At 72.3% G+C, this 9,567-nt stretch carries 11 protein-coding genes; 5 read left to right on the top strand and 6 right to left on the bottom strand.

The window, feature by feature from the left end; all coding sequences use genetic code 11:
• Positions 1-111: 111 nt before the first annotated feature.
• Positions 112-600 carry a transposase gene (locus ACE3Q2_RS08320; protein ID WP_374473702.1) on the top strand — a complete coding sequence of 163 codons (489 nt, stop codon included), beginning with the start codon at positions 112-114 and terminating at the stop codon, positions 598-600.
• A 167-nt stretch (positions 601-767) separates the two neighbouring features.
• Here ACE3Q2_RS08320 and hda read toward each other — a convergent pair whose 3' ends face one another.
• The 4 genes from hda to ACE3Q2_RS08300 are packed head-to-tail and all read right to left on the bottom strand — an operon-like array spanning position 768 to position 4,328.
• Positions 768-1,451: a DnaA regulatory inactivator Hda gene (gene hda, locus ACE3Q2_RS08315; RefSeq protein WP_374473701.1), complete on the bottom strand. Its 684-nt coding sequence runs from the start codon at positions 1,449-1,451 to the stop codon at positions 768-770.
• Positions 1,448-2,647: an AI-2E family transporter gene (locus ACE3Q2_RS08310; RefSeq protein ID WP_374473700.1), complete on the bottom strand. Its 1,200-nt coding sequence runs from the start codon at positions 2,645-2,647 to the stop codon at positions 1,448-1,450. The genes hda and ACE3Q2_RS08310 overlap by 4 nt, the downstream gene beginning before the upstream one ends.
• Entirely contained in the window at positions 2,644-3,204 is a 561-nt protein-coding gene (locus ACE3Q2_RS08305; RefSeq protein WP_374473699.1) for a CDP-alcohol phosphatidyltransferase family protein, read from the bottom strand. Before ACE3Q2_RS08305 ends, ACE3Q2_RS08310 begins: the two co-directional genes overlap by 4 nt.
• Positions 3,201-4,328 (bottom strand): DUF2066 domain-containing protein, encoded by a 1,128-nt coding sequence (locus ACE3Q2_RS08300; protein ID WP_374473698.1) that lies wholly within the window; start codon positions 4,326-4,328, stop codon positions 3,201-3,203. Before ACE3Q2_RS08300 ends, ACE3Q2_RS08305 begins: the two co-directional genes overlap by 4 nt.
• A 233-nt stretch (positions 4,329-4,561) precedes the next feature.
• Here ACE3Q2_RS08300 and purM point away from each other — a divergent pair, with 233 nt between their 5' ends.
• Genes purM through ACE3Q2_RS08285 form a run of 3 tightly spaced genes read left to right on the top strand, consistent with a single transcriptional unit; the run spans position 4,562 to position 6,970 of the window.
• Positions 4,562-5,596, top strand: a complete 1,035-nt coding sequence (purM, locus tag ACE3Q2_RS08295) for a phosphoribosylformylglycinamidine cyclo-ligase (RefSeq protein ID WP_374473697.1) — start codon at positions 4,562-4,564, stop codon at positions 5,594-5,596.
• The gene (purN, locus tag ACE3Q2_RS08290) at positions 5,596-6,273 is read left to right on the top strand and encodes a phosphoribosylglycinamide formyltransferase (RefSeq protein WP_374473696.1); all 678 of its coding nucleotides are present in this window, start codon (positions 5,596-5,598) and stop codon (positions 6,271-6,273) included. Before purM ends, purN begins: the two co-directional genes overlap by 1 nt.
• Positions 6,266-6,970 (top strand): DUF3108 domain-containing protein, encoded by a 705-nt coding sequence (locus ACE3Q2_RS08285; RefSeq protein ID WP_374473695.1) that lies wholly within the window; start codon positions 6,266-6,268, stop codon positions 6,968-6,970. The genes purN and ACE3Q2_RS08285 overlap by 8 nt, the downstream gene beginning before the upstream one ends.
• Here ACE3Q2_RS08285 and murA read toward each other — a convergent pair whose 3' ends face one another.
• Positions 6,971-8,230: a UDP-N-acetylglucosamine 1-carboxyvinyltransferase gene (murA, locus tag ACE3Q2_RS08280; protein WP_374473694.1), complete on the bottom strand. Its 1,260-nt coding sequence runs from the start codon at positions 8,228-8,230 to the stop codon at positions 6,971-6,973. It lies immediately after the preceding gene.
• Between the two features lie 12 nt (positions 8,231-8,242).
• A complete protein-coding gene (locus ACE3Q2_RS08275) occupies positions 8,243-8,488 on the bottom strand; it encodes a BolA family protein (RefSeq protein ID WP_043803547.1) in 246 nt (81 codons plus the stop codon).
• Positions 8,489-8,560: 72 nt separating this feature from the next.
• Between ACE3Q2_RS08275 and ACE3Q2_RS08270 the strand changes: the two genes are divergently transcribed.
• Positions 8,561-9,562, top strand: coding sequence for a KpsF/GutQ family sugar-phosphate isomerase (locus tag ACE3Q2_RS08270; RefSeq protein WP_374473693.1), 1,002 nt, complete (start codon positions 8,561-8,563; stop codon positions 9,560-9,562).
• The last annotated feature ends 5 nt before the right edge of the window (positions 9,563-9,567 follow it).

Here is a 9,567-nt window from a genome sequence, read left to right as displayed (position 1 = left end):
CGGCTTCAGCCGCGAAGCTTTTCGCGAGGAGCTTCGCGGCTGAAGCCGCTCCTACAAGGACTTGATGGAACGGATGATGCCAGGGGCGGCTGGGCCAGCGCAGGCTGGCCCATGGCCTACCTGTTGCCCACGCCCGGACACGCCGCATTGCGCAAAGGCCGCCATTCGCTCGCGGGCGAGGCGTACTTCCTTACGTTCACCACCGCAGGCCGACAGCGGCTCTTCGCCGGCTGGGACGCTGCTTCGGCTATGTGTCGCTTCCTTTCAGGCCCGGCGAACTGGCGTCGCGCTAGTCTGCTCGCGTGGGTCCTCATGCCCGATCACTGGCATGGCCTGCTGCGCCTTGAGGGCAACGACGCCTTGGGCGAAGTGCTTCGCATGGCGAAGGGCCGCAGTTCGCATGACTTCAACCTGGCCATGCAGCGCACCGGCCCGGTGTGGGCGCGAGGTTGCTTCGACCACGCCTTGCGGCGCGATGCGGATTTGCGGCGGACGGCGCGCTACCTCGTCGCCAATCCAATTCGCGCGGGGCTGGTCGCACGCATCGGCGACTACCCGTTCTGGGATGCCGCCTGGCTAGTCGACGACACCCCCGTGTGATTTGCTCTGGCAACGCACCGGGTTGCCGCGGGTATGTGGAAACGGCTTCAGCCGCGAAGCTCCTCGCGAGAAGCTTCGCGGCTGAAGCCGCTCCTACAAAGAATTCGCGTCAGCGCGGAAGGAATGCGTGGCAGCCCCGAAGGCAATTGATCCAGCCCCAGCAGCGGTCAGAGGTGCTGGCGGAGGAAGGGGATGGTGATGCGGCGCTGGGCGGCGAGGCTGGCGCGGTCCAGCGTATCGAGCAGGCGGGTGAGGCTGGCCAGGTCGCGGTCGACGCGGCGCAGCAGGTAGTCGAGCACCGCGTCGTCGAGTTCCAGCCCGCGGCGGGCGGCGCGTTCGCGCAGCACGGCGCGGCGGCCGGCTTCGTCCAGCGGTTCCAGCGTGAGACGCACGCACTGGCCCAGGCGCGTCACCAGGTCGGGCAGCGCGATGCCCAACGCCGCCGGGTTGCCGCGCGCTGCGTACAGCACCACGCCGCCGCCGGCGCGGGCGCGATTGTGGAAGTGGAACAGCGCCTCTTCGTCCGCCGCATTCCCGGCAATGGCGTCCAGGCCGTCCAGGCACACCAGGTCGAACCCTTCCTGCTGCGCCAGCGCGTCGGCCAGCCGGCCCGCGAAGGCCGGCAGCGGCAGGTAGGCCGCGCGCCGGCCGGCCGCCGCGGCTTCGGCGCAGGCGGCCAGCAGCAGGTGGCTCTTGCCGCTTCCCGCGGGGCCGGCCAGGAACAGCCAGTCGCGCGACTCACCGCGCGCGGCGGCGCGCACCGCGTCGCGCACGACGGGCTGGCCGTGGAAGGCGTCGAGTCGCTGGTCCGGCGGCGCGCGCAGGGACAGCGGCAGCTGCGGCGTGCTCACGGGTTCGGCGTCGGCCCCTGCCCGGCATCACCCGGCGGCGGCGCGGCGTATTCGTCGCCCTCGCTGCCCACCGGCACCTTGGCCACGGCCGCGGCCACGTCGGCCGGCACCACTTCGTCGTCGGCGCCGTACAGGCGGCTGTGGGTGTAGCGGTCGTAGGCGTAACGCCCCACCACCACCGCCACCGCCGCCACCGGCAGCGCCAGCAGCACGCCCAGGAAACCGAACAGCTGGCCGCCGGCCATGATGGCGAAGATCACCGCCACCGGGTGCAGGCCGATCTTGTCGCCCACCAGCCACGGCGTCAGCCAGAAGCTTTCCAGCAGCTGGCCCAGGCCGAACACGCCCAGCACCAGCGCCAGGTGCATCAGGTCGCCGTGCTGCACCATCGTGGCGATCACCGCCGCGCCCAGGCCGACGATGGCGCCCAAGTAAGGCACGAAGCTCACCAGCCCGGCCACCAGGCCGATCAGGATGCCCAGGTCCACGCCCACCGCCGTCAGGCCCACGGCGTAGATGGCGCCCAGCGAAATCATCACGCTCAGCTGGCCGCGGATGAAGCCGCCCAGCACCTGGTCGGATTCGCGCGTGAGCCGGCTCACCACGGGTTCGATCGGGCGCGGCAGCATCACGCGCACCTTCTCGAGCATGCCCCAGCCGTCGCGCATGAAGTAGAAGGTGACCACCGGGATCAGCGCCAGGTTCGCCAGCCAGCCCAGGATGGCCAGGCCCGACTTCGACACGCCGCCGAACACCGTGGCGGCCACGCCGCCGGCCTGCTGCCAGTGCTGCTTGAGCAATTCGATCAGCTGGCTCGGATCCACGTAACCGGCCAGATCCACCTTGAAGCGGTGCTCGGCCCAGGGCACCGCGGTGCCGGTGATCCACAGGCCGAAGCGCGGCAGCCAGTCGATGAACTTCGACACCTGGCTTTCGATCAGCGGCACCAGCAGCAGCACGCCCAGCACCAGCACCAGGCTCATCAGCCCGAACACCAGCACCACGCCGGTGCCGCGCGAACGGCCGCTGCGCTCGATGCGGCGCACCAGCGGGTCGCCCAGCCAGGCCAGCAGCGCCGAAATGACGAAGGGCGTGAGCACCGGCCCGAGCAGCCACACCAGCACGCCCAGGCCCACGGCCAGGGCCAGCCACTGCCAGCGGCGGCGGTCGCTGAAGGGATCGACGGTGGCGTTCATTCGGCGGGGGTCCTCGGGTGGCGCCAGGCACGCACACCATAGCGAACTACGTAATCCACGCCACTGAGGAAGGTCAGCAGCGCCACGGCCAGCAGGCCTTCGATGCGCCAGCGCAGCGGGATGTCCCAGCCGGCCAGGTCCACCAGGCACACCAGCACCAGCGCGATCTGCGCGCCGGTGGTGAGCTTGCTGAGCACGCTGGGCTGGCCGCTGAAGGGCCCGGCCAGGCGCCACCAGGCGGCGGCGCCGGCCACGATGACCAGGTCGCGCGCCAGCACCAGCCCCACCAGCCAGGCCGGCAGCGCCTGCGCCAGCCACAGCCCGGCCATGGCGGCGCCCAGCAGCAGCTTGTCGGCCACCGGGTCGAGCAGGCTGCCCAGCCGCGACTGCCAGCCGAAGCGCTTGGCGATCACCCCGTCCACCGCGTCGCTGGCGCCGGCCACGGCCGCCACCCACAGGGCTTCGCGGTAATGGCCCGCCCAGAGCAGCCAGAACAGCACCGGCGCCATCGCCAGGCGGAGCCCGGTGATGGCGTTGGGCAGGTGGCGAAGGCTCATCGCAGGCGGAACGTGGGCGTGGCGTCGCCCGGGCTGGCCGGGTCGGCCGAGAGCGTGTCGCCGGCGGCGATGAAGCTGGCGAAGGCCTCGGCGCCGACCGCCAGGTCGAGCTGCAGGCGCAGGCTGTCGGGCGTGGCCTCGAGCACGGCCAGTTCGCGCACCACCGGCAGGGTCTGCAGGTAGCCCATGGCGCGCAGGTAGTCGTCACTGCCGCCGAGGCCGGCGATGCGCACCACCTGGCGGGTGGGTTCGCCCACGTTCGCCGCCACCGCGTCGCGGCGGGCGATGGCATCGGCGGCGCCGTCGGCGCCCGAGGCGATGGCGCGCTGCGGGCTGGGGTCGGTGAAGGACCAGCGCGAAAGTTCGTTGCCGGCGCGGCTGAGCACCCAGTCGGCGGTCCAGCCGGCGCCACCCTCGGCGCGGTAGAGCCGGCCCAGCAGCTGGGTCTGGTTGCCGTAGCGCTCAGTGAGCGCCTGCATGGGAACCGGGTTCTGGGCCCAGATGGTTTCTACCGCGGCCTGCTCCACCGCGCTGCCCGAAGGCAGGCCGAAGCTTAGGCCGCGCTCGGTGCCGCGGGTGGCCAGCGGCTTGACCACGTTGAGCTGCTGGCTGTTCACCAGGCGCGCGCCGCGGCCGTCGTCGATGGCCAGCCACAGGATCGGGCGCGGGCGGTCCGGGCCCCAGTAGGCCAGGCCGGCGCCGGCGATCAGCGCGTCCACCTTGCCCGGGTCGAATTCCACCCGCAGGCGGGTCTTGTACACGGGCACGCCGCCGATGGCGGTGTTGCCCTGCTGGTCGGACGTTTCGCCTTCGCTGGTCTGCTCGGCGGTGGCGAAGCCGGCGGCGTTGCCCAAGGCGCGGCGCACCACCGGGTTGGCGGCGGCCAGCGGGTTGCCGGTGAGCTTCACCAGCACCTGGGCCAGGGCCCGGGCGGTGGCGGCGCGGCGTTCGCCGGCGCCCTGCGACATCAGCTCGGTCTCGCCCACGTACAGGGACAGGTCGCGCGCCGGGGCCTCGGCCACGGCGGCCGGCGCGGGCACGTCCACCGGCTCGAACTGGGCGGCGGCCGGCAGGGCCAGGGCCAGCAGGGCGGCGGAAACGAGGACGGACAGGGCTGGGCGCATGGGCTCGGGCGGGGCTCGGGTGAGCGTGAATGGTGCCGCATGGGGGGCGGAGCGTCCAACGGCGGCGGCGCTGGTCGGGGGGGGGAGCCCGCCCCCCACAGGGCCCGGGGAGAGGGGGGGGGGGGGGGGCGCCCCCCCCCCCCCCCCCCCGGGGGGGCGCGGGGGGGGGGGCCCCCCCCCCCCCCCCGACTCGCTTGGTAGAATGGCGGTCTTTCCCGCGCCCGGACCCGCCCGTGACCACGCCTACCCCCCTCACCTACCGCGATGCGGGCGTCGACATCGATGCCGGCAACGAAGTCGTCGAGCGCATCAAGCCCCTGGTCAAGCGCACCTTCCGGCCGGAAGTGATGGGCGGCCTGGGCGGCTTCGGCGCCCTGTTCAACCTGTCGGGCAAGTACCGCGAGCCGGTGCTGGTGAGCGGCACCGACGGCGTGGGCACCAAGCTCAAGCTGGCCCAGCAGCTCAACCGCCACGACACCATCGGCATCGACCTGGTGGCCATGTGCGTGAACGACGTGCTGGTGCAGGGCGCCGAGCCGCTGTTCTTCCTGGACTATTTCGCCACCGGCAAGCTGCACGTGGACACCACGGTGTCGGTGGTCTCCGGCATCGCCAAGGGCTGCGAGCTGGCCGGCTGCGCGCTCATCGGCGGCGAAACCGCCGAGATGCCCGACATGTACCCGCCGGGCGAATACGACCTGGCCGGCTTCACCGTCGGCGCGGTGGAGAAGTCGATGCTGCTCGACGGCGCCAAGGTGCGCGAGGGCGACTTGCTGCTGGGCATCGCCTCCTCCGGCCCGCACTCGAACGGCTATTCGCTGGTGCGCCGCATCTACGACCGCGCCGGCCGCCCGGCCGACCTGGAGGTCGGCGGCGTGAAGCTGGTGGACGCGCTGATGGCGCCCACCGAAATCTACGTCAAGCCGGTGCTCGAGCTGCTGCGCGCGCACGACCTGCACGCCATGGCGCACATCACCGGCGGCGGCCTGACCGAGAACATCATCCGCGTCATCCCCGAGGGCCTGGGCCTGGACATCGAGGCTTCGGCCATCGTGCTGCCGCCGGTGTTCGAGTGGCTGCAGCGCGAAGGCGCGGTGCCGGCGCCGGAAATGTGGCGCACCTTCAACTGCGGCGTCGGCTTCGTGCTGGTGCTGGCCCCGGGCGACGTGGCGGCCGTGTCGGCCGACCTGGCCCGCCGCGGCCTGGCCCACCGCGCCATCGGCCAGGTGGTGAAGGCCACCGGCGAAGAGCGCGTGCGCATCGGCTGATGTCCGCGCTCTCGCTGGCGGTCCTGGCCTCGGGCCGCGGCACGAACCTGCAGGCGCTGCTCGACGCCATCGCCGACGGCCGCCTGCCGGCGCGCATCGCCGGCGTGTTCTCCGACAAGCCTGCCTGCAACGCGCTGGCCATCGCCCGTGCGGCCGGCCTGCACGCCGTGGCCCGGCGCCCGCGCGACTACGCCGACCGCGACGCCCACGACGAGGCGCTGTTCAGCGACGTCGCGGCGGTTCAGCCCGACCTCATCGTCTGTGCGGGATACCTGCGCATCATTTCCGAGCGCACGGTGCGAAGGTTCGAGTCCCGCATGGTCAACATCCACCCCTCCCTGCTGCCCCGCCACCCCGGCCTGGACACGCATGCCAAGGTGCTGGCCGCCGGCGAAACCGAGCACGGCGCCACCGTGCACGCCGTCATCCCCGCGCTCGACGCCGGCCCGGTGCTGGCGCAGGCGCGCATCCCGGTGCTGGCCGGCGACACGCCCGAAGCGCTGGCCGAACGCCTGCTGCCGCGCGAACACGCGCTGCTGGTGGCCTCGGTGGCGCTGCTGGCCAGCGGCCGCGCGCGCCTGGGCGCCGCCGGCTTCGAATACGAGGGCCGACCGCTGCGCGCGCCGCTGCAGCTCGGCGCCGACGACCACCTGCACCCGGAGCCCGGCCATGCGTAAGTTCCTGTTGGCCGCCCTGCTGGCGCTGCCCTTGCTCGCCGCGGCCGCCGCGCCACCCAAGCCCTTCGAGGCCGACTACGAAGTGCGCCGCAACGGCGAGGTGATCGGCGTGGGCCACATCCGCCTTCGCGCCCTGCCCGAGGGCGGCTTCGAAATGAGCACCCGCAGCGAAGGCACCGCCGGCCTGGCCGCCATGGCCGGCGTGAAGCGCGAGGAAACCTCGCGCCTGCGCTGGACCGGCGACGGCCTGGAGTCCAACGACTACCGCATGCGCCAGAAGGCCGCCTGGAACACCCGCGAGCAGCACACCACGGTGGACCCGCGCAGCCACGCGGTCACCAGCACCTACAAGGGCGAAACCACGCGTTACGCCGGCCGGCCCGGCCTGCTCGACAAGCAGGCGGTGACCGCCGCGATGATGGTGGCGGTGGCCGACGGCCAGCGCGGCCTGCTGCGTTTCCCCATCGCCGAGCGCAAGGGCGTGGAGGAACAGCGCTACGAAGTGACGGCGGCGGTGCGCCTGCGCACGGCCATCGGCGTGGAGCGGGCGCTGCGGCTGGAGCGCCGGCGCGACACCCCCGGCGGCCGCCAGACCAAGATCTGGCTGGCCCGCAACCACGGCTGGCTGCCGCTGCGCATCCTGCAGGTGGAAGAGGACGGCGCGCGCATCGACCTGCGCATCACCGCCATCCGCTGATCAGCCCGGCAGGCGCCGGATCTTCGCGCCCAGGGTGCCGAGCTTCTCTTCGATGTTCTCGTAGCCGCGGTCGATGTGGTAGATGCGGTCGACGATGGTCTCGCCCTTGGCCACCAGGCCGGCCAGCACCAGGGAGGCCGAGGCGCGCAGGTCGGTGGCCATGATCGGCGCGCCGGTCATCTGCGGCACGCCGCGGATGATGGCGGTGTTGCCTTCGATGCGGATGTCCGCGCCCAGCCGCTGCAGCTCGTTGAGGTGCATGAAGCGGTTTTCGAAGATGGTTTCGGTGATCACGCCCACGCCGTCGGCGATGGTGTTGAGCGCCGCGAACTGCGCCTGCATGTCGGTCGGGAAGGCCGGGTAAGGCGCGGTGGTGAGGTTCACCGCCTTCGGGCGCTTGCCGCGCATGTCCACTTCGATGGTGTCGTCGCGGGTGGTCACCTGCGCGCCGGCTTCCTCGAGCTTCACCAGCACCGCGTCCATGATGTCGGCGCGGGTCTTGCGGGCCACCACGCGGCCGCCGGTCATGGCGCCGGCCACCAGGAAGGTGCCGGTTTCGATGCGGTCGGGCAGCACGTCGTAGTGGATGCCGGCCAGGCGGTCGACGCCGTGCACGACGATGCGGTTGGTGCCGGCGCCTTCGATCTGCGCGCCCATGGCGATCAGGCAGTTGGCCAGGTCGACCACCTCGGGCTCCATCGCGCAGTTCTCGAGCACGGTGGTGCCCTTGGCCAGCACGGCGGCCATCAGCACGTTCTCGGTGCCGGTGACGGTGATCATGTCGAACACGTAGCGGCCGCCGCGCAGGCGCTCGGCGCGGGCCTTGATGAAGCCGTTCTCCACCACGACCTCGGCGCCCAGCGCCTGCAGGCCGCGGATGTGCTGCTCGACCGGGCGCGAACCGATGGCGCAGCCGCCGGGCAGCGACACCTCGGCGTGGCCGAAGCGCGCCACCAGCGGGCCCAGCACCAGGATCGAGGCGCGCATGGTCTTCACCAGCTCGTACGGCGCCACGGTGGAGGTGATGAAGCGCGGGTCGGCGGTGATGGTGAGCTTTTCATCCACCATCAGCTGCACGCCCATGGCGCCCAGCAGTTCCATGGTGGTGGTGACGTCGTGCAGGTGCGGCACGTTGCCGATCGAGATCGGGCCGTCGGCCAGCAGGGTGGCGGCCAGGATGGGCAGCACGGCGTTCTTGGCGCCGGAGATCTGCACCTCGCCGTTCAGCGGCTCGCCGCCGGTGATTACGATCTTTGCCATTCGTCGTCGGTCTCAGGCCTGGGCGGCCTTGTTGGCTTCTTCGGGGGTCAGCGTGCGCAGGGCCAGCGCGTGGATCGCGCCGCCCATCAGCTCGCCCAGGGTGGCGTAGACCATGCGGTGGCGGGCCAGCGGCAGCTTGCCCCGGAAGGCTTCGCTGACCACGGTGGCCTCGAAATGCACGCCGTCGTCGCCCTGGACGCGGACCTGGGCGCCGGGCAGGCCGGCCTCGATGAGGTTCTGGATGGTTTCGGGGGTCATGGCGGGCGGGGCGCGGGGTGGCCGCGCAGGCCTTACAATACGGCCCCGCATCATACTCCCTAAGCCCCCCGCATGAATGCCCCGAATTCCGCCCTGGCAGTCCCGGACGAGGCGCTGATCGCCAGCGGCCGCGCCGTCATCGACATCGAGGCGCAGGCGCTCGAGGCGCTCAAGGGCAGCCTGGGCGCCGACTTCGCGGCCGCCTGCCGGCACATCCTGGCCTGCCGCGGCCGGGTGGTGTGCACGGGCATGGGCAAGTCGGGCCACATCGCCACCAAGATCGCCGCCACCCTCGCCTCCACCGGCACGCCGGCCTTCTTCATGCACCCGGGCGAGGCCAGCCACGGCGACCTGGGCATGGTGACCGACGCCGACGTGGTGCTGGCGCTGTCGAACTCCGGCGAAAGCGACGAGATCCTCTCGATCATTCCCTCGCTCAAGCGCCAGGGCAACGTGATGATCGCCATGACCGGCCGCCCGGGCTCCAGCCTGGCCCGCCTGGCCCACGTGCACCTGGACGCCAGCGTGCCGGCCGAGGCCTGCCCGCTGGGCCTGGCGCCCACCTCCAGCACCACCGCCGCGCTGGCCCTGGGCGACGCCCTGGCCGTGGCCCTGCTCGAGGCCCGCGGCTTCACCGCCGAGGACTTCGCCCGTTCGCACCCGGCCGGTGCGCTCGGCCGCCGCCTGCTGCTGCGCATCCGCGACATCATGCACGCCGGCGACGACATCCCGCGGGTGCCGGTGGAGGCCAGCGCCTCGGCCGCGCTGCTGGAAATGACCCGCAAGCGCCTGGGCATGACCGCCGTGGTGGACGCCGCCGGCGTGCTGCAGGGCGTGTTCACCGACGGCGACCTGCGCCGCTGCCTGGACGACGAGGACACCGACCTCAAGGCCACCCCGGTGTCGCAGCTGATGGGCCGGAGCCCCAAGACCATCGGCGCCGACGCGCTGGCGGTGGAAGCCGCGCACCTGATGGAGGCGCACAAGGTCAACGCGCTGGTGGTGGTGGACGCCGCCAACCGCGTGGTCGGCGCGCTGAACATTCATGACTTGTTGCGCGCCCGGGTGGTGTGATCACG

The organism is Arenimonas sp., from assembly GCF_041913985.1.
Lineage (GTDB): Bacteria > Pseudomonadota > Gammaproteobacteria > Xanthomonadales > Xanthomonadaceae > Arenimonas.
The sequence above is the reverse complement of the archived record's forward strand: the minus strand, read 5'-3'. Positions and strand labels throughout refer to the sequence as shown.